Origin of the sequence: Kribbella sp. NPDC023972 (genome assembly GCF_040639075.1) — a bacterium.
GTDB lineage: Bacteria > Actinomycetota > Actinomycetes > Propionibacteriales > Kribbellaceae > Kribbella.
The window spans coordinates 539,311-560,151 of the sequence record NZ_JBEZZH010000006.1 but is presented as its reverse complement, the minus strand read 5'-3'; the positions used below and the strand labels follow the sequence as shown (position 1 = coordinate 560,151).

Below are 20,841 nucleotides of genomic sequence, written 5' to 3'. Positions count from 1 at the left end.
TCGCCCCGTCTCCCCCGAGAGACGGGGCGATCCGATCAGTGCTCGATCACTCGCCGGCCAGGTGCGGGTCGGCGTAGTTGGCCCACCGGAAGTACACCGGGTCGGCGAACGAGCCGGGGACCTTGCCGAGTCCCTTGATCGCCGTCGCCGTCCCGTTCGCGTGCCCCATCGAGTACAGGTAGCCCGCGCCGGTGTCCTTGTCGATGCCGAGCAGCAGCGTGCCGGTGCCGCACGGCGCCGCCACCAGCGACTCGAATCCCTGCCAGGTCGAGCCGCGGACCTGCTTCACGACCCCCGGGATGATGTGCCCACCGGCAAGCGGCAGCCGCGCGGTGTAGAGCTTGCCGCTGGTCAGCGTCATGAGGAACGTGTCATACGTCGACGTCTGGCTGATCAGCGTGAGCGCCTTGACACCCCGGTAACCGGACTGCCATCCGGTGACCTGCCGGTACGGCGTACCGTCGGTGTAGCCGACGTTCCGGCGGTACATCGTGCCGTCGGTGTGCAACGAGTACTCCGTGTCCCGCTGCCTGGTCGCGGTTACGAACGTCGAGCGGTCGAGGGTGCGGTAGACCCCCCACCCGGGTCCGACCCGGGTGACCTTCTTCTGCGACACCGGCCCACCGCCGTAGGGCGTCAGGTAGTCGGTGTCGTACATCGTCGACCCCATGATGACCGGGCCGCTGGGGGACTCGGCGCCGACCTCGCTCTTCCCGTACCGGATCGTCGCACTCAGCCGGACCTGCCCGTCAGGGTAGATGTCCTTGGCAACGATCTTGTCGGCGACCTTCGCCCCCGTGGCGGTGAAGGTCTGCAGCCGGTGGTCGCCGCCTGCCGTCACCGAACCGACCGACAGTTGGCACGTCGCCGAGGCCCGGTTCGGCGCGGTCGCGGTGCTCGGTTGTGCCGACGCCAGGCCGGTCGTCAGCAGCCCCGTCGTGAGTACTCCGGCAGCCAGGAAGCCGCCGTACTTGGTCCAGTTGGTCACTGTGAACCCCCCAGTTTCTGATTGTCGGTTGTTGGATGCCGGACTGGACCGGAAAGTTCGATCACTCGCCGAACAGCGGTGGGTCGGCGTATGACCCAGCGGAAGTACACCGGGTGCCCCCGTGTGTGCCGTTGGTGGTTGGGTGCCGACTGGACCGGAAAGTTCAGCGCAGGAAGAGTGGGAGCAACGGGCCGACGATGCCGAGCAGGGTCTCGAGCGGGATCTCGCGGGCCGGGCTGGTCAGGCCGGCGACGCGGACGACGCGGCGGCCATGCCGGAAGACGAGCTCACCCTCTCCAGGCAGGTAGTAGCCGGGCCGGCCGATCGGGGCGAGGTGTGGTGGCGGTACCCGCCGCGCCTCCGGGATGGTCTGCTGGCCGAAGGCCTCGACGATCGAGACAGTGGCGTCGTACGTCCCCCAGATGCACGTCAGCGCTCCGTTCATCCGATAATCGCGCCGCAGCTGTGCACGCGCTCCGACGAACCGCTCCGCCGCCGGAGTCGACACCTGACACGCGGCGTCGGACTGCCGTGCGTTCCGGACAGCCTTCGGTACGGCGTCCCGCGCGGCCACCGCGATCGCCACGGCTCCGGCGCGGTCGAGCGCACTGGTTCGAGTGATCCGGACCGCGCGATCACCGACGGAGAAGACGATCCGCGATTCCGCGATCCACGCGTCCGGGCCGACCTCGGACAGGCGCTCGCGCGAGCTGGTGCCGGTGAGCAGCCGGTCGAGGGAGTCGGACTGGCGGGGGAGTGCGGTGACGCCGATCGTCACCGGCCAGCCCTCGACCAGGAGCGTGCAGAGGTCCATCGACGGCAGGCCGCCGTCGTTCCAGGTGTTCGGCTTCGCGGTGACGGCGAGGTGGAGTGATGCGGTCAGCGTGCCGGTGATCGTCGTACACACCTGTGGTCCGGGTGCGCCCGCCGTACCGTCCAGACCCTGGGCCTGAGGAGGGGCTATCACGGTCGGTACGACGGCCGGAGCCCCCGGCGGGCTGGGGATCGACGGGGTGCCGTCGGCGCGACGGGCCACCGAGCAGCCCGAGCTGACCAGGGCCAGGACACAGGTGAGGGCGCAGAGCCGTCCCGTCCGCCGCATGCGAGCACCTCCCAAACCCTCGCCGTGCTGCCTCCAGCATCGCGCGAAACCGGTGCGCGCGCAGGTTCATCGCCCACGTTTGGTCGTAGGTTGGGTGGTGCGTGACCGGATGGTGATCCGGCTCGACTACGATCGCGTCGCCATGCTTAACAGATTCCGGCAGTTCTGGACCAAGGTGATCACCCCGATCGCCAACCTCCTGCTCAAGCTCGGCGTCAGCGCCGACACAGTCACGCTGGTGGGCACCATCGGGGTGTCCGCCGGTGCGCTGATCTTCTTCCCGCGCGGCCAGATCTGGATCGGCGTGGTGGTCATCACCTGCTTCGTCTTCTCCGACCTGATCGACGGCTACATGGCCCGTACGTCGGGCACATCGTCGAAGTGGGGTTCGTACCTCGACTCCACCCTGGACCGGCTCGGCGACGGCGCGGTCTTCGGCGGCCTGGTGATGTACTACGCCAACTCCGAGGCCGGCGACTCCACGCTGATGGCCGCGGTCACGCTGTGGGCGCTCGTGATGGGCGCGACCACGTCGTACGCGCGGGCGAAGGCGGAGAGCCTCGGCCTGAAGGCGAGCGGTGGGCTGGCCGAGCGCTCGGACCGCCTGGTCTCGGTGCTCGTGATCGCGTTCTTCTCCGACGTGCTGAACCTGCCGATCCTGCTCAAGATCGTCCTGTGGGCCCTGGCGATCGCCAGCACGATCACTGTGATCCAGCGGTCGCTGTCGGTTCGCAAGCAGGTCCTCGCGGACCCTGCGAACGCCGGCCTGGACGCCCCGCAGCCGCAGTCGACGCCCGAGCCTCCGGCCGAACCGGACGCGAAGAACTGACGTGATGGACGGCCTCCGCCAGCGGGCTGTCGACCTGGCGTTCGCCCTGGCCTGGACCCTGGTACGGCGCCTGCCGGAGAAGACGGTCACCTGGCTGTTCCACCAGGCCGCGGATCAGGTCGTACGGCGGAACGGTCGCGGCGTACGGCGGTTGCGCGGCAACCTGGCCGTGGTCTGCCCGGACGCCGACCTGGACTCGTTGACGCGGGCCGGGATGCGTTCGTACCTGCGCTACTGGCAGGAGGCGTTCCGCCTGCCCGAGTGGTCCGATGACGAGATCGTCGGCCGCGTCCGCACGGTCAACGAGAAACTGCTGCGCGACGCCTACGCGGCCGGTCGCGGTGTCATCTGCGCGCTGCCGCATCTGGCGAACTACGACCACGCCGGTGCCTGGGCCGGCCGGACCGGTATGCCGGTGTGGACGGTGGCGGAGCGGCTGCGGCCGGAGTCGTTGTTCGACCGCTTCATTGCCTACCGCAAGACGCTGGGCATGGAAGTGCTCCCGCTCACCGGCAGTGACGAAGGTGTCTTCGGTGTGCTGGCCGAGCGGCTGCGGGCCGGCGGCTTCGTCTGCCTGGTCGCGGACCGGGACCTGTCGGAGCGTGGTGTCCCGGTGACGTTCTTCGGCCGCCCGTCACGGATGCCGGCCGGCCCGGCGGCGCTGAGCCTGCGGACCGGCGCGCCGCTGATCCCCGCGACGTTGCACTACGACGGTCCGGACCTGGTGATCACCTTCCACGACGCGGTCGACTCCGATGGCGGTGCCGCCGCGATGACGCAGCGCTGCGCGGACGCGTTCGCGAAGGGCATCGCCGCCCACCCCGCGGACTGGCACATGCTGCAGCGGATTTTCCTCGACGAGTAACGAGTAACAATCGTCTCGTGAGAATCGGTGTGGTGTGTCCGTACTCGCTGGGCACGCCCGGCGGGGTGCAGAACCACGTCCGCGACCTGGCCGAGGCCCTGCTTGCCCTCGGCCACGAGGTCTCCGTGCTCGCACCCGTCGACGACACCGACGCGATCCCGCCGTACGTCGTCTCGTCGGGCCGGGCCGTCGGGGTCCCGTACAACGGCTCCGTCGCCCGGGTCACGTTCGGTCCGCGGACCGCCGCCCGGGTGAAGAACTGGCTGGCCGAGGGCCATTTCGACGTCGTCCACGTGCACGAGCCGACCACTCCGAGCGCGTCGATCATCGCGTTGTGGTCCGCCGACGGGCCGTTCGTCGCCACCTTCCACACCTGGCAGGTCCGGTCCCGCGCGATGAGCGCCGCGGCCGGGCTGCTCCGCCCGGCGCTGGAGAAGATCGACGCCCGGATCGCCGTCTCGGAGAACGCCCGCTCGATGATGGTCCAGCACGTCGGCGGTGAGGCGGTCGTCATCCCCAACGGTCTCTACATCGACCGGTTCAAGGGCACCCCACGTCCGCAGTGGCGAGGCGACGACGGCACGATCAGCTTCCTCGGCCGGATGGACGAACCCCGGAAGGGACTCGGCGTCCTGCTGAAAGCCGTGCCTGCCTTGGTGGCCGAGCACCCCGGCCTGAAGATCCTGGTAGCCGGCACCGGTCAGGCGGACGAAGCTCGCCGCTCGTTGCCGGCGAGTTGTCGCGACAATGTTGTTTTCCTCGGCGCGGTCGACGACCGGGCCCGGGCGGACATGCTCGCCGGCTCGGATCTCTACATCGCACCGCACCTCGGCGGGGAGAGCTTCGGCATCGTGCTGCTCGAGGCGATGGCCGCGGGCGCGCCCGTGCTGGCCAGCGATCTGGCCGCCTTCCGGCAGGTGCTCGACGGTGGCCGGCTGGGTGAGTTGTTCGAACCAGGGGACGCCGATGAGCTCACGTCACGCGCTCTTCGACTCCTCAGCACGCCCGACGAACGCCACAAGCTCCGCCGCGCCGGCCTGACCGCCGTACAGCGGTATGACTGGTCGGCGCTGCTCCCCGAGCTACTGTCCGTCTACGAACTGGTCGCCCGGCGGTAGTTCCGCGACCGCACGGACGGTGGTCAGGGTCGCGTAGCCGGCGGTGAGGAGCGCGAGGTCCGTGCCTTGATCGGCGCGGGCCCGGTTCTCCTCCACCGACGTACGCACGAAGTCCTGGCCGGACTCGGCCACCGCCATCTGCACCTGACCGAACGTGGCCAGCGTCGCCGGCTCCAGCCCCTTCACTCCGTCCGCCGGCCGGTCCGGCACGTTCAGATTGAGCACGAACCCGTCTTGCAGCTCCTTGAGCCTTGGCAGAAGCTCGCGGACATAGTCGGCGGCGGTCGACCAGTTATGCGCCTCGTCGCTCGCCTCGTCCAGCACCTGCAGCGCGTTGCCGCCACGCGCGGCGCTCAGTGGAGAGAGCACGTCGAGCGACGCGGCCAACGCGGGCATCCCGTACGCCGCTGCCGTGAACGCGGCCCCGACGGTCCCGGAGTGCAGGATCGCCCGGCCGGCGTTGGCGCCGCGGTTGATCCCCGAGAGCACCAGGTCGGGTGCCGGCCCGAAAGTGTCGAGCGTCGAGAGCACCACGATGTACGCCGGCGAGGCGGCGACGCCGTACGCCGGAATGTCCCCGAAGTCGTTGCGGGTGATCGCGACCCGCCCGTCGTCGGTGTAGGCGCTCAACGCCGCGCTGACACCGCTGGCCTCCTCCGATGGCGCTGCGACCACGACGTCGAAGCCCTCCTCCTGGGCGGCTCGGGCGAGCGCGCGCAGGCCGGGCGAGTGGATGCCATCGTCGTTGGTGATCAGGATGCGTTGGGTCACGACTACTCCAGAGGTTCGAGTTCGACGAGCTTGACCAGCTCCGCGATCGCGTCGGACCGGCCGGAGCCGAGCCCGTGCCGAGTGACGTTGAGTGTGCCGGCCGCGGCGCCGGTCCGGATCGCGTCCTTCAGGTCGCCGCCGTGAGCCAGTACGGCGACCACGCCGGCGGTCATCGAGTCCCCGGCGCCACGGTGGTCCCGGACCGTGAGCTCGGGGACGCGGACCCGGTACACGTCGTCGTCCACCAGCGCGATCGCGGGCTTCTCCGCCCGGCTGACCACGACGGCTCCGGCGCCGCGGTCCCGCAGCACATGCGCTGCCTTCACGATCGAGACCTCGTCCTCCTTGTCGGCCAGTTCGTCGTCATGCAGTTCCTCGTCACTGACCTTGATGAAGGTGGGCTTCGCCTCGAGTACGGCGTTCAGGTGCTCGCCGGTGAGGTCGGCGGCGATCGCCGTACCGTTGCGTTGCAGGTCGCAGCCGAGCCGGGCGTAGAAGTCCGGCGGGACGAGCGACGGGTCGGCGGCACCGCTCAGCACGCAGATACTTGCCTTGAGCCCCTCGGCCAGCGCCAGTGCGTACAGCTCGTCGCCGTCGTGCCGGCCGAGCGGGGTGCCCGGGTTCTCGGCGACGACGTGCCGGTCGTCGCCGCGGCGCTCGTGGATGTACCAGCCGCTGTCCGCCTGGCGTCGTACTGTCTTGATGCTGAGCCCTTCGGCTTCGAGCAGCGAGACCAGAACGCGCCCGACCTCGCCCTTGCCGAGCAGGGCGCAGAACGTCACCGGGACGTCCAGAGCCGTGATCATCCGGGCCTGCCAGAGTCCTTGGCCGCCGGCGTGCAGATGTAGTTCGGGTTCGTCGCTCAGCTGTTCGACCGTCACGGTCAGTTGCGGTAGCGGTGCGAACACCATGACACCCATGCCCATCGGGGCTCCTTCCACTCCGGGACCTCCCGGTACCCAGAGTGAGCGGAGTCAGGCGCGGCGGGAGCGGAAAGCGTCGAGCAGCGCGGTCCGCGCGTCGGTCGAGATGCTGTCGGCGGGAAGGTCGGCCAGCGATGCGGCGGTGCGGCGCATCTGCTCCAGATAGCGCTCGCAGCCGTCGCACAGCGCGAGGTGGTCGATGAAGTCCTGCTCCGCGACCGTGCTCAGGTCACTCTCCAGGTAGGACGTCACCTGCTCGACGAACTCCCGGCAATCCAGCTCGTTCACGACCCCTCACCTTCCCGCATGTAGTACTCCTCCAGTTTGCCCCGGAGGAACGCCCGGGCCCTATGCAGCAGCACCCGCTGGTTCGCCGCCGTGATCCCCAGCAGCTCGCACACTTCGTCGTACGGGCGTCCCTCGACATCACGCAGTACGACGACCAGCCGCTGGCGCTCGGGTAACTCGGTCAGCGCCGCGGTGAGGCGCTCCCGGACCTCGCCGTCGAGCAGCCCTTGCTCGGGCGACGGCCAGGCCGGCGGGAAATCCCACCAGTGGCCGGGGAACGGGTCGCCGGCCGGACGGAAGCGGCTCGGATCGACGGTCGGGCCGGAGTCGTCGACGCTGCTCATCGGCACGACCTTGTGTTCGCGCGTGCCGCGCCGCTTGGCCGTGTTGGTGAGGATCCGGTACACCCAGGTCTTCAGCGACGACCGGCCCTCGAACCGCTCGATGCCCTCGATCACCGCGAGCCAGGTCTCCTGCACGACCTCCGCGGCCGACTCCTCGGTCGACACGAACGACCGCGCCACCCGCAGCATCCCGCCCGACCACCCGTCCAGCAGCAGCGCGAACGCATCCTCGTCCCCGCTCCGCAACCGCTCGGCCAGTACATCGTCGGCCGGCACCACAGCCATCGGCTCAGCGTAGTGGAGCATGGTTCCGGGCCCAGACCAGCGCGGCGCCCGCCAGCGCGACCGCACCAGTGAGCATCCACCCCGACACGTAGACGCCGAACTGCTTGCTCACGGCACCAAAGACGAGAGCGAACGGCGTGAACACCAGCCAGGACACCGCACCGATCCCGGACACGACACCGGTCCGGATCGTCGACGGTACGGCGTCGTGCAGCAGCCGGCTGACGTGGATGCCGATCACCACCAGGAGGAAGGTGAGCGCGACCATCGCGACGGTCAGCGCGACCAGATCGCGGCTGCTCGTCATGGTCAGGCAGGCGGCCAGCATGACGAGCACCACGATCGCCACCGGGGCCGGCCGGTCGAGACGGAGCCGGCCGGCGAGCAGCCCGCCGACACCGAGAGTCGCGACCATGACGGCCCAGAACGGCCCGTAGTACACGGCCGACGCCTCGAGTTCGATCAGCCACAACGGACCGAACTCGAACATCGCCTGCAGGATCATCGCCGCCATGATCGACGCCGCCGCGATCGGGACGAGCCGCCCGCGGTGCATGATCGCGCGGTAGGTGACGGTGAGGTGCTCCCGGAGCGTGGTCCGTTCACCGGCCTGATGCAGCCGGGGCTCGCAGAACCGGGTGAGCGCGACCAGGTAGAACAGCACGAACGGCAGTGTCAGGAAGTACGTCGCCCGAGTCGGCAACACCGAGGCGAGCCAGCCGCCGGCCAGTGCACTCGCCACCAAGGCCACACTCTCGACGAACCGGACCCGCCCGATCTCCCGCTCGTACGCCGTACCGTCGCCGGTCTCCTCGAGCACGACGTCGTACACGACGGCCTCCATCGTCCCGGAGTACATCGCGAAATACACCCCGAACAGGAGCGCGGCGACGATGTAGGTCGGGACGTTCCAGCTCACCGCACCGACGAAGACGCTCAGCAGCAGAGCCACACCCGCCAGCATCAGCACACCCCGCCGCGACCAGCGGTCCGCCAGGATGCCCGAGATCACCTCGGCGAGCGGTATGAGCGCGGCGTACGCGGCGACCATCAGGCCGATCGTCGCCGCGTCGAAGCCGATCTCGCTCATGAACAGCTTCTCGACCGGCACCCACAGCGCAAACCCCTGCAGAAAGGTCCCCACCCACAACGGCCCCAACCGCGCACGCAGCCCCGACCGCCTACCAAGCCCCGACTGCCGGCCGAGCGGCGAGCGCCGGCCGAGTGCCGAGCGCCGGCCGAGCGCTGCTGGAGGCACCGGGGCCACCCCCGCGCGCAGCGCGGTGCACTCGTGAGGTTCGACTGCGGTGGTGGTGTTCGACATGACTACCTCTGCAGGGCTCGGGTGATCCGTTCAGCCCTGCAGTGTCATGACGAGCGGAAGTGTTACACGAGCTTGGCCGCTACCGCCTTGATCTCCTCCAGGTCGCCAGAGGTCGGGTGCCAGGGCAGCCGCAGTGGGTCGTCCTTGTAGCGGGGCACCACATGGAGGTGAGTGTGGAAGACGCTCTGCCACGCCGGCGCGCCGATGCAGCTGAGGAGGTTGGCGCCATCCGCGTCCAGCCGCTCGATCACGCGACTGACCAGGGACTGGGCCAGCAGCGTCGCCGCCGTCAGATCTTCGGCCTCCGCCTCGCGCAGATCGGTGGAGTGCGCTCGCGGCACCACCAGCAGGTGCCCGGGTGTCGCCGGGTTGATGTCCATGAACGCGATCGCCCGCTCGTTCGCCGCGACCTGCGTCGACGGAATGTTCCCGGCCACGATCCCGCAGAAAAGACAGTTCTCGGTCATCGGCTCAGGCTAGTACCCGGCCGGGCGTTAAACTGCGCGGGCCGGACCTGCCCGCCCGAGGCGGCCCACCCGAGGAGCCCCATGCCGGATGAACTGTTGCGCCCGACCATCGGCGCCGGTGTGGACGTGTCGGTGCGCCCGTGGCGGCTGATGTCGCAGACGTACGTCGCCTTCTTCGGCGGCGTGATCGCGGCGACGACGATCGCGTTCCTGAACGCCCGCCGCCTGGGCGTGGACGCGGCCAAGGTCCGCCTGATCCTGCTCACCGGAGCAGCCGGCCTGGTCGCGTCGGTGGTGGCGTTCAGCCTCCTCGATGGTCGCCTGGCCTCCGATGACCCGTACGCCGCCGCGGCGAACATCGCGGCCACGGCCATCGCCCTGACCTGCTCTTTCATCCAGCAGCGGTTACAGCGCCTGATGGACCGTGCCTTCCAGTTGCGGGGCACGGACTACCGCTCGCTGTGGAAAGCCGGAATCGCCGCCGCGATCGGTGGCGCGGTGATCTATGCGGTGCTCGTCTACCTCGTGGACGTGGCACTGTGAGCGAACCGACCGAGGCCCGCCTGCAGATGGCCGGCCACTGGCTGCAGATCGGCCACCCCGAACGCACTCTCGACGAGCTCCAGGGCCTGTGGGGTGACGCCGCGGTCGACTACCGCGCGTACCTGTTCCGCGGTGCTGCCCTGCATGCGCTCGACCGTAACGCCGAGGCCATCGACGTACTGAAAGACGGTCTGGCACAGCACGGACCGTTCCTCCCGATGCTGCATGTGCTTGGTTCGGCCCTGCGCTCCGAGGGCCGCCTGCCGGAAGCGGAGGCCGCCTTCCTCCAGGGCCTCAGCCTGGACCCCAACGACCCCGACCTGCTGATCGGGTACGCGCACGTCTGCCTCACCGCCGGCCAGGCCGAGAAGGCGAGCGCCCTGGTCGAGCGTGCCGCCTCGCACGCGCCCGAGAGCGCCGCGGTCTCGGCCGCCCGCGCCCAGGTCGCGTTCGCGCTCGGCAAGGATCGCGACATGCACCGCCACAGCACCGAGGCCCTCTCGCACGACCCCGAGGACCCAGGTGCCCGGGCACTCCACGGTACGGCGTCGATGCTGACCGGCGACGCACGATCGGGCTACAACTCGCTCGCCTCCGCGGCCGCCTCGCAACCCGGCGACGCGGATCTTCGCGCGGCGGCCCGCGAGGCGAAGCTGATCAACCACCCGTTGCTGCGCCCGCTCCGTCCGTTCCAGCGGTTCAACCCACTGGTCGTCTGGATCGGTGCGGTAGCGGTCATCTACGGGCTCCGGCTGGCCGGCCTGGCACCGCTCGCGTTCATTGCCGCGATCGGCTGGTTCGGCTTCTGCGTTTACTCCTGGGTCGCACCCCCGCTCGTCCGCCGCTGGCTGAACAGAAGGTGGGGCCCATGAGGAATGACCGGATCGACGCCTTGCGGAAGGCGGTTGAGGCCAACCCGGAGGACGTGTTGCTCCGGCTGGTGCTGGCTGAGTCGCTGGTGGCCGCCGATGACATCGTGTCGGCACTGGATCAGTACGTCGTACTGCTCGATCAGCAGGGGTTGCCGGACGACCAGTTCGTGCCGGTCGGTGAGCTGGCGGCGGCGAACGGGCGGCTGGCGTTGCTGCGGAATCTGCTCGAGGCGGCCCGGCAGCAGGGTGTGGTCGAAGGGACCGGGCGGCTGCAGCAGCTCGTCGACGAGATGATCGCCGAGCGGAGTGGCGTCAAGATCAAGGTCGGGCCCGAGGCGGAGACGCCGTACGAGGTGGACACCCCGAAGGAGACCACGACCTTCGATCAGGTCGGCGGGATGGAGGACATCAAGCGGGTCATCCACCGGATGGTGATCCTGCCGCTGAGTCGCCCGGAGCTGTACGAGAAGTACGGCCGGAAGTCGGGCGGCGGCGTGATGCTCTACGGCCCGCCGGGATGCGGCAAGACGCTGCTGGCGCGGGCGACCGCGGGGGAGTGCGGGCTGCCGTTCGTCAACGTCCGGATCGAGGACGTGATGGACCCGTACCTGGGCGTCTCCGAGCGCAACCTGCACGCCGCCTTCGAGCGCGCCCGGGCGAACGCGCCGTGCGTGCTGTTCCTGGACGAGCTCGACGCACTCGCCTTCGCGCGGCACAAGCACGGCGGATCCGAGGCGCGGCGGCTGGTCGACGTACTGTTGCAGGAGCTGGACGCGATCGGCTCCGAGAACGACGGCCTGCTCGTGCTCGCGGCGACGAACGCGCCGTGGGACGTCGACGAGGCGATGCTGCGGCCGGGCCGGTTCGACCGGGTCATCTTCGTCCCGCCGCCGGACGAGGCCGCGCGGTCGGACATCCTGAACGTGCTGGTGAAGGATGTCCCGGCGGACGGGCTGGACCTGAAGGCGCTCGCCGGGCAGACGCCGATGTTCAGCGGCGCGGACCTTCGCGCGCTGATCGAGCGCGGGGTCGACCGGGTGATCGACGAGGCGTTGAGCAGCGGAGGTGAACCGCCGCTGTCCATGCGTCACCTCACCGAGGTGCTGCCCACGGTCAAGCCGTCCACGCTCGACTGGCTGCACCGCGTCCGGTCGTACATCGAGTTCGCCAACCAGAGCGAGCGGTACGACGACGTCGCGGCGTACCTGCGTACCCGCGACGTTCGTCGCCGCCTCAGCTAACTCGATTTCACCTTGGCCGCCGCCGACTCCGGCATCGGCTCGTACCGGGAGAAGGACCGCGTGAACGACGCGGCACCGTGGGACAGCGACCGCAGGTCGATGGCGTAACGAGTCATCTCCACCTGCGGCACCTCGGCCTTGACCATCGTGCGGTCGTCACCCACCTTGTCCGTGCCCAGCAGCCGCCCGCGCCGGCCCGACAGGTCACTCATCACCGCGCCGACCAACTCGTCCGGCACCATCACCGACACCAGGTCGACCGGCTCCAGCAGGCTCACCTTCGTCGCGGCCGCCGCCTCGCGCAGCGCGAGCCCGCCGGCCATCTGGAACGCCATGTCCGAGGAGTCGACGCTGTGCGCCTTCCCGTCGAGCAGCGTGACCCGGATGCCGACCATGGGATAACCGGCTGCGACGCCCTTCTCCATCTGCGCCCGGACACCCTTCTCCACGCTCGGGATGAATTGCCGCGGCACCGCCCCGCCGACCACCTTGTCGACGAACTCGAAGTCGGACCCCTGCGGCAGTGGCTCCACCTCGATGTCGCAGACGGCGTACTGACCGTGCCCGCCGGACTGCTTCACATGCCGCCCGTGCCCCTTGGCCTTCCCGGCGAACGTCTCCCGCAGCGGCACCCGCAACTCCACCGTGTCGACGGTCACGCCGTATCGGTTGGACAAGGCATCGAGTACGACGTCCGCGTGTGCCTCGCCCATGCACCACAGCACGATCTGGTGCGTCTCCGGGTTCTGCTCGATCCGCAGCGTCGAGTCCTCGGCCGCCAGCCGCTGCAACCCCACGCCGAGCTTGTCCTCGTCGGTCTTGGCATGCGCCTGTACGGCGACCGGCAGCAACGGCTCGGGCATCGTCCAGGGCTTGAGCAGCAGCGGATCCGCCTTGTCGGACAACGTGTCGCCGGTCTCGGCCCGGGTCAGCCGGCCGATCGCGCACAGGTCGCCCGCGACCACCGCGGGCGCCGGCCGCTGCACTTTGCCGAGCGGGAACGACAGTGTGCCGATCCGCTCGTCCTCGTCGTGGTCGGCGTGGGTGCTCTCACCGAAGAACGACGTGAAATGGCCCGACACGTGAACCGTCGTGTCGGGCCTGATGGTGCCGGAGAACACCCGGACCAGGCTGACCCTGCCGACGTACGGGTCCGACGTCGTCTTCACCACCTCGGCGAGCAGTGGCCCACTCGGATCGCAGCTGAGACCCTTGCGCGGTACGCCGTGCGGCGTGAACACCTCGGGCAGAGGGTGCTCGGGTGGCGACGGGAAGCCACTGGTCGCGACCTCGAGCAGCTCCTGGGTGCCGACGCCCGTACCGCTGCAGACCGGGATGACCGGGAAGAACGAGCCGCGCGCGACCGCCCGCTCGAGGTCCTCGATCAGCACCTTCTGGTCGATCTCCTCGCCGCCGAGGTAGCGGTCCATCAGCGACTCGTCCTCGGACTCCTCGATGATGCCCTCGATCAGCGAGCCGCGGAGCTCCTCGATCTGGTCCGCGTACGATGCGTCCGGCGCCTTCGTGGCGCGTTTGCCGTCGGTGTACTCGTAGTACGACTCCGAGAGCAGCCCGATCAGCCCGTCACCGGCGGGCAGGTAGAGCGGCAGCACCTTGTCGCCGAACGCGGCCTGTGCGGCGGCGAGCGCGTTCTGGTAGTTGGCCCGGGCGTGGTCGAGTTTGGTGATCACGACGGCCCGCGGCATGCCGACCTGGTCGCACTCGTGCCACAGCGTCTTGGTCGGCTCGTCGACGCCCTCGCTTGCCGAGATCACGAACAGCGCGCAGTCGGCGGCCCGGAGTCCGGCCCGCAGCTCACCGACGAAGTCGGCGTACCCGGGGGTGTCGATCAGGTTCACCTTGAGACCGTCGTGCGGCAATGAGGCCAGTGCGAGCCCGACCGACCGTTGCTGGCGGATCTCGGCGTCGTCGAAGTCGCAGACCGTGGTTCCGTCCAGGACGGTGCCGGGTCTGGACAGGACGCCGGAGGCCACCAGCAGGGCCTCGACGAGAGTGGTCTTGCCGGCTCCGGACGGGCCGACGAGCACCACGTTGCGGATGGCGGCCGGGCTGTCCACAACGGGGGCGGCTCCGGTGCCCTGGGAAGTGTTCGTCTTGTCTGCCATGACGTTCCTCCTGGTCCACCCACGATTCCCCCAACGGCCACTCAGCACAAGAGTCTTCCGGTGGCGTTTTCACCTGACCTGTCAGCGTGATCGCACGACGGACCCCGCCGGTCGGTACTGTCACCGCATGCGAAGGGCCCTCGTCACCGCGATCACGCTACTCATCACCGCACTGGCGCTGGCCGGATTCGCGACACCCGCGTCGGCCGCGGTCGGCGACGAGGTGAAGAGCTTCCGGATCGACTACACCGTCACGCCGGACGGCGTGCTGCAGGTGACCGAGACGATCGCGTACGGCTTCGGCAGCACCGGTCGGCACGGCATCTACCGCGATCTCGTCACCCGGGAGCCGTACCGCGACAACGATTCGAAGGACCAGCGGTACGACGTCTCGGACATCTCGGTCTCGTCGCCGACCGGGGCGTCCGCCGAGTTCAGCACCGACACGAGCACGTCGAACGGCGGCCGCTACCAGGTGCTGCGGATCAAGATCGGCTCCGAGAACGAGACGATCCGCGGGTACGACGCGACGTACGTGATCAAGTACGAGGTCCGCGGGGCGCTCCGGCACTTCGACGACCACAGCGAGCTGTACTGGGACGCGACCGGCTCCAGCTGGGACGCCGTACTCAACCGGGTCACGGTCAACGTCACCGTGCCCGATGGGGTCACGGAGGTCGAGTGCTTCACCGGTACGGCGGGGTCGCAGCGGGAGTGCCCGGAGAAGACGGTGAGCGGTGGCAACGGTGTCTTCGGCGCGTCCGACCTGCCGCGGGGCGAGCAGTTGACGATCGTCGCCGGGATCAAGGCCGGGGTGGTCAGCAACGACACCCCGATCGTGGTCGACCCGCCGAGTTGGATGGAGCGGGAAGGTCTCACCGTCCCCGCGTTGATCGGGTCGGGTGCGGTGTCGCTGGCCGCGATCGTGGCCGCGGTGCTCTACTCGAAGCTCGGGAGCCGGGATCAGCGGTTCGCCGGCCTGCCGCCGGGGACCTTCCCGCCGGAGGGTATGGCCGCGTCGCCGGTCAAGGACGACCTGTCCGAGGACCAGATCCCGGTCGCGTTCGCGCCGCCTCGCATACCGGTGGCCGAGGGCGGTCTGCTGATCGACGCGAAGGCGACCACCACCGAGACGGCCGCGACCCTGATCGAACTGGCAGTGTGCGGCGGCCTACGGATCGAGAACAGCGGGAACTCGCAGAGCGCCGTACTGGTGAACCCGGCGGCCGCGACGGCGCCGCACGAGCAGATGCTGCTGGCGGGGCTGTTCCCGTCGCTGCAACCGGGTTCGTCGGTGCCGCTGCGGCGGGCGCCGGTCGGCGACCACACGCTGCGACGGGCGCACGACGGGATGATCTCGGCGCTGCGCGAGCAGGTGAAACAGCGCGGGTGGTATCTGCGGATGCCGCGACAGGGCGGTGGCGCGATCCTCCAGTCCGGCACCGGGTGCGCGTGTCTGTCGATGGTCGCGATCGGGGTGGTCGGCGTCGGCCTGATGGGCACAATCGCCAGCGCGGCGACCGGCGGACTGGGCCGGGCGGTGGTGATCGCGGTGCCGGTGCTCTCGGTGATCGTTGCCATCGGCATCTGGATCGCGAAACGGGCACGCGGGCAGCGGAACCCGGCCGGCCGGGCGGTGGCCGACCAGTTGATCGGGTTCCGGAAGTACCTGGCGACCGCGGAGGCGGACCAGCTGCGGTTCGAGGAGGGCGAAGACATCTTCAGCAAGTACCTGCCCTGGGCGATCACCTTCGGCCTGGCCGACCGCTGGCAGAAGATCTGTGCCCAACTGGTGGCAGCCGGCCGGATCACCCCGGACCCGTACTGGTACTCGGGCCCGTCGTACTACAGCTCCGGCTGGACCGCGGGAGCCCTCAGCTCAACCGTCGCCCACACCTTCGACCCCCCACCCGCCCCCGCCAACTCCGGCAGCGGCGGCGGCTCCTCCTCCGGCTTCAGCGGCGGCTCCTCCGGCGGCGGCGGAGGCGGCGGAGGCGGCGGCTCCTGGTAATCGCGCCCACGAACCGTGCCGCGCGCACGCCAGCTCCCGGGGAGATCGGCTCGGCGAAACGACTTCCGGTCGCCGCGGGCAGCAACCCGCGGCGACCGGGTCGGCCGCATGGGCACATACAGGAGCTGAGACTCAGACCTTGCCGCCCGCGATGGCCGGAGCGGTCGGGTCTGACGCATCGCCGTCCCCGGCACCTTCACGCGCCAGGAAGTCCTCGAGGTGGAACAGGTTGTCACCAGCGCGCTTCGCCACGTTGACGAGGGTTTTCATCGCGGCGACCTCCTCGACCTGCTCCTTGAGGAACCACTGCATGAACTGCTCGCCGATGTAGTCGCTCTCGTCCCGCGCCGTCCGGGCCAGCGTCTCGACCTGCTTGGTGACGGTGATCTCCTGCTGCAGCGCCAGCTCCAGCGGCTCCAGCGCGGACTTGAATTCGGACTTGACCTCGCCGACGCCCGGGATGTGCGGCCGGATGTCGTTGTCCAGCAGGTACTGGACCATCATCATCGCGTGGTTGCGCTCTTCGAGGGCCTGCGTGTAGAAGTGTGACGCCAGCTGCGGAAGATCCTGGTCGTCGAACCAGACAGCCACTGCCACATACTGCTGTGACGCCGTGAATTCGTTGCGGATCTGTTCTTGCAGAAGCTTCTCGTACGTGCTCATGCCGCCAATCTAGTGGCGGCCTCCGGATTTCTCACCGTTGGAGAGCCTGGCCTAACCCGCTCGATTCGATCCCAGTTCGACCACCTCGTCACCACCGCCGGGCAGGCTGATCCGGACCGTCGTCCCGTCCACCGCGACATCGATGCCTTCGGCAAGCGCTTCGGGCCGGAGCGCGTCTCTGGTCAGCAGTACGGCGCTCACCAGCACGAGCGGATCGCCGTTGTGCGGAGCAGTGAGGTACGGCGTCGCCGAGTGCGCACCGAAGGCGTTCGCACCCAGTCCGCGATGCACTCCGGCTTCGTCGTACCCATGCAGTCCGACCACCGCCGACAGCAGCCCGTCGTCGTTGCGCGCGGACGCCGACCGATGGCCGGCGGTTGCCACAGGCAAGGACTCGCCGGCGACCGCGAACCCGCCGCTGCGCACCATCGCACCGGCCGGGCCCTCGACCAGCGCACACCGGATCTCCCAGCCGGCGTGCACGACCGACGCCGTCTCGATCCGCCACGGCCCGTCCGATCCCAGCCACGCCTTGTGCCAGGACGACGCCGTACGCGTGCCGACCGAGATCCGCCGGATCCGCCCGCGCGAGCTCGACCGTCCGTCCGCGTCGACCAGCGAGATCAGGTTGTCGATCCGCGGCGCGTGGTCGGACAGCTCCGGACCCGCGTGGTTCGCGTACGCCAACCGGTTGTAGTGCGGATCGCCCTCCGGCTCCACTCCCTCCGGCTCGGCCAACGGCGCGTGGTCGGCGCCATGGTTGACCAACTGCACCACCTGGTCGTGGCGGCTCGCATGCACGATCCACCCCGGCGCGGGCATCGCCCGTATCTGATCCGCCTCGTCCAGCGGCACCGAGTCCTCCGGGTCGCTCCACACCGGGTGATCCGGCGGCAACACGAGCCCGATGAACCCCTTCGACGCCCAGTACGGCGAGCCAGGCCCGGAGTACAGCTGTGTCGTCGGCAGGAACGTGTCGTACCACCCCAGCGTCAGCAGGCCACGCTCATCCGGCACACCGTGCTGCACGAAGTGCCGCGCGATCCCGGAGCACAGCCGGCGCGTCTGCCCGGGCGACAGGGGAGTGGCGTCCAGCAACGCGCCCATCCAGTACGGCGTGGCCGCAGCCATCCGGTAGGTCAGTGAGCGGCCCTGGTACACCGGTGCGCCGTCGTTCCCGACCAGATGCACCGCGTCCTCCAGGAACAGCCGGAGCCGCTCGCGGTAGACCTTCAGCCGGTCCTCGTACGCCGCCCCCGGCGTGGCAGTCGCCATCCGCGTCCACAACCCCGGGTAGAGGTGCATGGCCCAGCCGATGTAGTTGTCGAAGTTCTGCCCGTCCCCGTCGGAGTACCAGCCGTCACCGACGTACCAGTCCTCGATCCGATCAAGCCCGCCGTCGATGTCTTCCTGCGAGTACGGCGCTCCGACCGAGGCGAGGAACTGCTCACTCACGACCTGGAACAGCCGCCAGTTGTTGTCGTGCGTGGTCGACCCGATGAACCCGCCGAGCCATTCCGCCACGTGCTCCTGCGCCCGCGTGTCGAGCCGGTCCCAGATCCACTCGCGCGTCTCGTGCAGTGCGACCGCGATCGCGGCGGCCTCGACCATCTGCTGCGAGCGCGGGGTCAACCGCAGCCACGCCTCGGGGTGGTCCGGATTCGCTCCGTTCGCCACGCCACGCGCGTACCGCTCGATCAACTGCTCACAGCCCTTGCCCTGCACACCGGCGATCCGGAACCCCGCCAGCATGAACGACCGCGCGAACCCTTCCAACTGATCGGACGCCGTACCGGACCGACTCGGCCGACCAGGCAATGCGACCAGTGACGCACCAGGCGAGAAATACGGCACCAGCGACTCCAGCAGGTGGTCAGCCAGCGCCTCCCAGTGCGCCCGACTCCACCCAGTCTGGCGGGACAACACACGATCGGTATCAGGAAGGACGAGGCGGGTCATGCGATTCTCCCCAGGTCGGTAGGGCTGATGGCGTGCTGCAGCGGCTGGCCGGCGGTGAGGCGCTCCAGTTCACTGACCGCGAGTTCGCCGAGCCGGGCGATCTCGTTGCCGACGGCACCGGCTACGTGCGGGGTGATGAAGACGTTCGGGAGGTCGAGCAGTGGGGAGTCCGGCGGCAACGGCTCCGGATCGGTCACGTCGAGTACGGCGTCGATCCGACCCGACACGCATTCCCGCTCGAGCGCGGCCGCGTCGATGATCTTGCCGCGGGCGGTGTTGATCAGAACCGAACCGTCCCGCAACAGCCCCAGCAGGCGCGCGTCCACGAGACCAGTGGTCTCCGGAAGCAGGGGCGCGTGCACGCTGAGGATGTCGCTGCGGCTGAACAGTTCGTCGTTGCTGACCAGGTCGGCGCCGAGTGCAGCCGCCTCGGCCTCAGTCAGGTACGGATCGCTGATCAGCACGTGCAGGTCGAAGTCCCGCAGGCGCTCGGCGACCATCCGGCCGATCCGCGAGGCCCCGAGCAGACCGACCGTCGTGCCGTAACTGCCCGGCATGCCGTGTGGATCCGCCTTCTTCCGCTCGGTCCGGTAGTGCGCCGCGAGCCGGAACGCTCGCTTGCCGGCCAGTACGACGGCCGCGACGGTGAACTCGGCCACCGGCAACGCGTTGGCATGTGCCGCCGACGACACCTGGATGCCGCGGTCGAACGCCTCCGGGGCGACGATCGCCTTCACCGAACCGGCCGCGTGCAGGATCGCCCGCAGCTTCGGCGCCGCTTCCAGCACCTCCGGGCTGATCCGCGGGCACCCCCACCCGGTGAGGAGTACCTCGACACCCGGCAGCGCGGCCAGAATCTCCGGGTCGTCGAGGAAGGTCCTGCCCGGACCAACCGGGAGCACGTTCGCGGTCGCCTCCAGCCGGGCCCGGACCCGGGGAACGAGGACGCGAGCCCGACTGGCGTCGTTCATGGCCAGCATCACGGTCAGGGCGGAGTCTGGTTCGCTGCTCACACCAGCCAACCTAGCAAGCGCTTTCCAAAGCTGTCTTCCGTTAGCGCGAAATTTGAAAAGAACCTGAAAGATCCCGGTGGCCGGAATGTGGGCCCGGGGTCGGGCGTTCTCACCGGAGAAGGGCAGGATGGAAGGGCCTACCGCCCTGTTGGCCACACTGAAGGAGACGACGATGCTGCGACCGGACGACCTCTACGAGATCGTCGACGAGTCGGTGGCCACCGGCCCGGCGGCGACGCCGAAGGTGCTGGTGCATTCGCTGGACGGATTCATGGACGCGGGACAGGCGGGCCGGGTGACGGCCGACCACCTGCTCGAGGTGCTGGAAAGCCGGGTGCTCGCGCGGTTCGACGTCGACCTGTTGCACGACTATCGGGCCCGGCGGCCCGAGGTGACATTCGCCGAGGACCGGTTCATCGACTACACCCCGCCGCACCTGACCCTGCACCTGCTGAAGGACGACGCGGGTGTCGAGTTCCTGCTGCTCGAAGGCGTCGAGCCGGACAACCACTGGAACCGGTTCGCCGGTGCGGTCCGGCAGCTGATCGACCGGTACAACGTGACCCTCACGATCGGCGTCCACGGCATCCCGATGGGTGTCCCGCACACCCGCCCGCTCGGCCTCACCGCCCACGCGACGCGGCCCGAGCTGGTCACCCGGTCGAACATCTGGGACGGCGAGATGCGGCTGCCCGCGAGCGCCGGGACGATGCTGCAGGTCCGGCTGGGTGAGGCCGGCAAGGATGCGATGGGCTTCGCGGTTCACGTGCCGCACTACCTGGCCGAGAACCGTTTCCCGGGCGCCGCCCTGGCGCTGGTGCACGCGATCTCGGCGGCGACCGGCCTGCTGCTCCCTAGCAAGGCCCTGCTCGACGAGGCCGCCGTCACCGGCCGGCTGGTCGACGAGCAGGTCGAGGCGTCGGAGGACGCGACCGCGGTGGTGAACGCGCTAGAGACGCAGTACGACGCGGCCGCCGGTTCGGTCAGCCGCGGCAGCCTGCTGGCGGGCTCCACCCCGTCAGCCGAGGAGCTGGGCGCCGAGGTCGAGCAGTTCCTCGCCGAACTCAACCGCGAGGACGACAACTAGACCCACGTCGGGCCCTTGAACA

20 protein-coding genes are annotated in these 20,841 nt (G+C 69.4%); 8 read left to right on the top strand and 12 right to left on the bottom strand.

Annotation, left to right across the window (positions count from 1 at the left end; all coding sequences use genetic code 11):
* Positions 1-46: 46 nt before the first annotated feature.
* Together AB0F43_RS26115 and AB0F43_RS26110 are read right to left on the bottom strand one after the other, a co-directional pair.
* Positions 47-988 carry a hypothetical protein gene (locus AB0F43_RS26115; protein ID WP_360481983.1) on the bottom strand — a complete coding sequence of 314 codons (942 nt, stop codon included), beginning with the start codon at positions 986-988 and terminating at the stop codon, positions 47-49.
* 163 nt (positions 989-1,151) lie between these two features.
* Complete coding sequence (locus tag AB0F43_RS26110) at positions 1,152-2,090, bottom strand: hypothetical protein (protein ID WP_360481981.1); 939 nt, start codon at positions 2,088-2,090, stop codon at positions 1,152-1,154.
* Between the two features lie 97 nt (positions 2,091-2,187).
* Between AB0F43_RS26110 and pgsA the strand changes: the two genes are divergently transcribed.
* From pgsA to AB0F43_RS26095, 3 genes are read left to right on the top strand one after another with little or no spacing between them, the layout of a single operon-like run.
* Positions 2,188-2,919: a phosphatidylinositol phosphate synthase gene (gene pgsA, locus AB0F43_RS26105; RefSeq protein WP_360481978.1), complete on the top strand. Its 732-nt coding sequence runs from the start codon at positions 2,188-2,190 to the stop codon at positions 2,917-2,919.
* A gap of 4 nt (positions 2,920-2,923) precedes the next feature.
* A complete protein-coding gene (locus tag AB0F43_RS26100) occupies positions 2,924-3,784 on the top strand; it encodes a phosphatidylinositol mannoside acyltransferase (RefSeq protein ID WP_360481975.1) in 861 nt (286 codons plus the stop codon).
* A 17-nt stretch (positions 3,785-3,801) separates the two neighbouring features.
* Positions 3,802-4,902 carry a glycosyltransferase family 4 protein gene (locus AB0F43_RS26095; RefSeq protein WP_360481972.1) on the top strand — a complete coding sequence of 367 codons (1,101 nt, stop codon included), beginning with the start codon at positions 3,802-3,804 and terminating at the stop codon, positions 4,900-4,902.
* Here AB0F43_RS26095 and AB0F43_RS26090 read toward each other — a convergent pair.
* From AB0F43_RS26090 to AB0F43_RS26065, 6 genes are all read right to left on the bottom strand, one after another.
* The gene (locus AB0F43_RS26090; protein WP_360481969.1) at positions 4,867-5,673 is read right to left on the bottom strand and encodes a 5'/3'-nucleotidase SurE; all 807 of its coding nucleotides are present in this window, start codon (positions 5,671-5,673) and stop codon (positions 4,867-4,869) included. The two genes, AB0F43_RS26095 and AB0F43_RS26090, sit on opposite strands and share 36 nt — an antisense overlap.
* 2 nt (positions 5,674-5,675) lie before the next feature.
* Positions 5,676-6,599 (bottom strand): PfkB family carbohydrate kinase, encoded by a 924-nt coding sequence (locus AB0F43_RS26085; protein ID WP_360481966.1) that lies wholly within the window; start codon positions 6,597-6,599, stop codon positions 5,676-5,678.
* 48 nt (positions 6,600-6,647) lie between these two features.
* Entirely contained in the window at positions 6,648-6,884 is a 237-nt protein-coding gene (locus AB0F43_RS26080) for a zf-HC2 domain-containing protein (RefSeq protein ID WP_360481963.1), read from the bottom strand.
* Complete coding sequence (locus AB0F43_RS26075; RefSeq protein WP_360481960.1) at positions 6,881-7,513, bottom strand: sigma-70 family RNA polymerase sigma factor; 633 nt, start codon at positions 7,511-7,513, stop codon at positions 6,881-6,883. Before AB0F43_RS26075 ends, AB0F43_RS26080 begins: the two co-directional genes overlap by 4 nt.
* Before the next feature lie 4 nt (positions 7,514-7,517).
* On the bottom strand, positions 7,518-8,771 hold the full coding sequence (locus AB0F43_RS26070) for an MFS transporter (RefSeq protein WP_360481957.1): 1,254 nt from the start codon (positions 8,769-8,771) through the stop codon (positions 7,518-7,520).
* 128 nt (positions 8,772-8,899) lie between these two features.
* Entirely contained in the window at positions 8,900-9,304 is a 405-nt protein-coding gene (locus AB0F43_RS26065; protein WP_360481954.1) for an HIT family protein, read from the bottom strand.
* An 81-nt stretch (positions 9,305-9,385) separates the two neighbouring features.
* Here AB0F43_RS26065 and AB0F43_RS26060 point away from each other — a divergent pair, with 81 nt between their 5' ends.
* Genes AB0F43_RS26060 through AB0F43_RS26050 form a run of 3 tightly spaced genes read left to right on the top strand, consistent with a single transcriptional unit; the run spans position 9,386 to position 11,960 of the window.
* A complete protein-coding gene (locus AB0F43_RS26060; protein ID WP_360481951.1) occupies positions 9,386-9,847 on the top strand; it encodes a hypothetical protein in 462 nt (153 codons plus the stop codon).
* A complete protein-coding gene (locus AB0F43_RS26055) occupies positions 9,844-10,719 on the top strand; it encodes a tetratricopeptide repeat protein (protein ID WP_360481948.1) in 876 nt (291 codons plus the stop codon). The genes AB0F43_RS26060 and AB0F43_RS26055 overlap by 4 nt, the downstream gene beginning before the upstream one ends.
* On the top strand, positions 10,716-11,960 hold the full coding sequence (locus AB0F43_RS26050; protein WP_360481945.1) for an AAA family ATPase: 1,245 nt from the start codon (positions 10,716-10,718) through the stop codon (positions 11,958-11,960). The genes AB0F43_RS26055 and AB0F43_RS26050 overlap by 4 nt, the downstream gene beginning before the upstream one ends.
* On the opposite strand, the gene AB0F43_RS26045 is transcribed toward AB0F43_RS26050, so the two are convergent.
* Complete coding sequence (locus AB0F43_RS26045) at positions 11,957-14,086, bottom strand: elongation factor G-like protein EF-G2 (protein ID WP_360481943.1); 2,130 nt, start codon at positions 14,084-14,086, stop codon at positions 11,957-11,959. The two genes, AB0F43_RS26050 and AB0F43_RS26045, sit on opposite strands and share 4 nt — an antisense overlap.
* 127 nt (positions 14,087-14,213) lie before the next feature.
* Between AB0F43_RS26045 and AB0F43_RS26040 the strand changes: the two genes are divergently transcribed.
* Positions 14,214-16,097: a DUF2207 domain-containing protein gene (locus tag AB0F43_RS26040; RefSeq protein WP_360481940.1), complete on the top strand. Its 1,884-nt coding sequence runs from the start codon at positions 14,214-14,216 to the stop codon at positions 16,095-16,097.
* Between the two features lie 132 nt (positions 16,098-16,229).
* Here the strand turns inward: AB0F43_RS26040 and AB0F43_RS26035 are convergent, their stop codons facing one another.
* Genes AB0F43_RS26035 through AB0F43_RS26025 form a run of 3 tightly spaced genes read right to left on the bottom strand, consistent with a single transcriptional unit; the run spans position 16,230 to position 19,732 of the window.
* Positions 16,230-16,760 (bottom strand): ferritin, encoded by a 531-nt coding sequence (locus tag AB0F43_RS26035; RefSeq protein ID WP_360481937.1) that lies wholly within the window; start codon positions 16,758-16,760, stop codon positions 16,230-16,232.
* A 51-nt stretch (positions 16,761-16,811) separates the two neighbouring features.
* Entirely contained in the window at positions 16,812-18,719 is a 1,908-nt protein-coding gene (locus AB0F43_RS26030) for a DUF2264 domain-containing protein (protein WP_360481934.1), read from the bottom strand.
* Positions 18,716-19,732 (bottom strand): hydroxyacid dehydrogenase, encoded by a 1,017-nt coding sequence (locus AB0F43_RS26025; RefSeq protein ID WP_360481932.1) that lies wholly within the window; start codon positions 19,730-19,732, stop codon positions 18,716-18,718. The genes AB0F43_RS26030 and AB0F43_RS26025 overlap by 4 nt, the downstream gene beginning before the upstream one ends.
* A gap of 172 nt (positions 19,733-19,904) precedes the next feature.
* On the opposite strand from AB0F43_RS26025, the gene AB0F43_RS26020 reads away from it, so the two are divergent.
* Complete coding sequence (locus tag AB0F43_RS26020; RefSeq protein ID WP_360481929.1) at positions 19,905-20,819, top strand: PAC2 family protein; 915 nt, start codon at positions 19,905-19,907, stop codon at positions 20,817-20,819.
* Positions 20,820-20,841: the final 22 nt, after the last annotated feature.

Coding starts and splice junctions, on each gene's coding strand:
- AB0F43_RS26035 (WP_360481937.1), bottom strand. CDS start 16,760: ATGAGCACGTACGAGAAGCTTCTGCAAGAACAGATCCGCAACGAATTC.
- AB0F43_RS26040 (WP_360481940.1), top strand. CDS start 14,214: ATGCGAAGGGCCCTCGTCACCGCGATCACGCTACTCATCACCGCACTG.
- AB0F43_RS26030 (WP_360481934.1), bottom strand. CDS start 18,719: ATGACCCGCCTCGTCCTTCCTGATACCGATCGTGTGTTGTCCCGCCAG.
- AB0F43_RS26075 (WP_360481960.1), bottom strand. CDS start 7,513: ATGGCTGTGGTGCCGGCCGACGATGTACTGGCCGAGCGGTTGCGGAGC.
- AB0F43_RS26110 (WP_360481981.1), bottom strand. CDS start 2,090: ATGCGGCGGACGGGACGGCTCTGCGCCCTCACCTGTGTCCTGGCCCTG.
- AB0F43_RS26045 (WP_360481943.1), bottom strand. CDS start 14,086: ATGGCAGACAAGACGAACACTTCCCAGGGCACCGGAGCCGCCCCCGTT.
- AB0F43_RS26100 (WP_360481975.1), top strand. CDS start 2,924: ATGGACGGCCTCCGCCAGCGGGCTGTCGACCTGGCGTTCGCCCTGGCC.
- AB0F43_RS26020 (WP_360481929.1), top strand. CDS start 19,905: ATGCTGCGACCGGACGACCTCTACGAGATCGTCGACGAGTCGGTGGCC.
- AB0F43_RS26050 (WP_360481945.1), top strand. CDS start 10,716: ATGAGGAATGACCGGATCGACGCCTTGCGGAAGGCGGTTGAGGCCAAC.
- AB0F43_RS26060 (WP_360481951.1), top strand. CDS start 9,386: ATGCCGGATGAACTGTTGCGCCCGACCATCGGCGCCGGTGTGGACGTG.
- AB0F43_RS26085 (WP_360481966.1), bottom strand. CDS start 6,599: ATGGGCATGGGTGTCATGGTGTTCGCACCGCTACCGCAACTGACCGTG.
- AB0F43_RS26065 (WP_360481954.1), bottom strand. CDS start 9,304: ATGACCGAGAACTGTCTTTTCTGCGGGATCGTGGCCGGGAACATTCCG.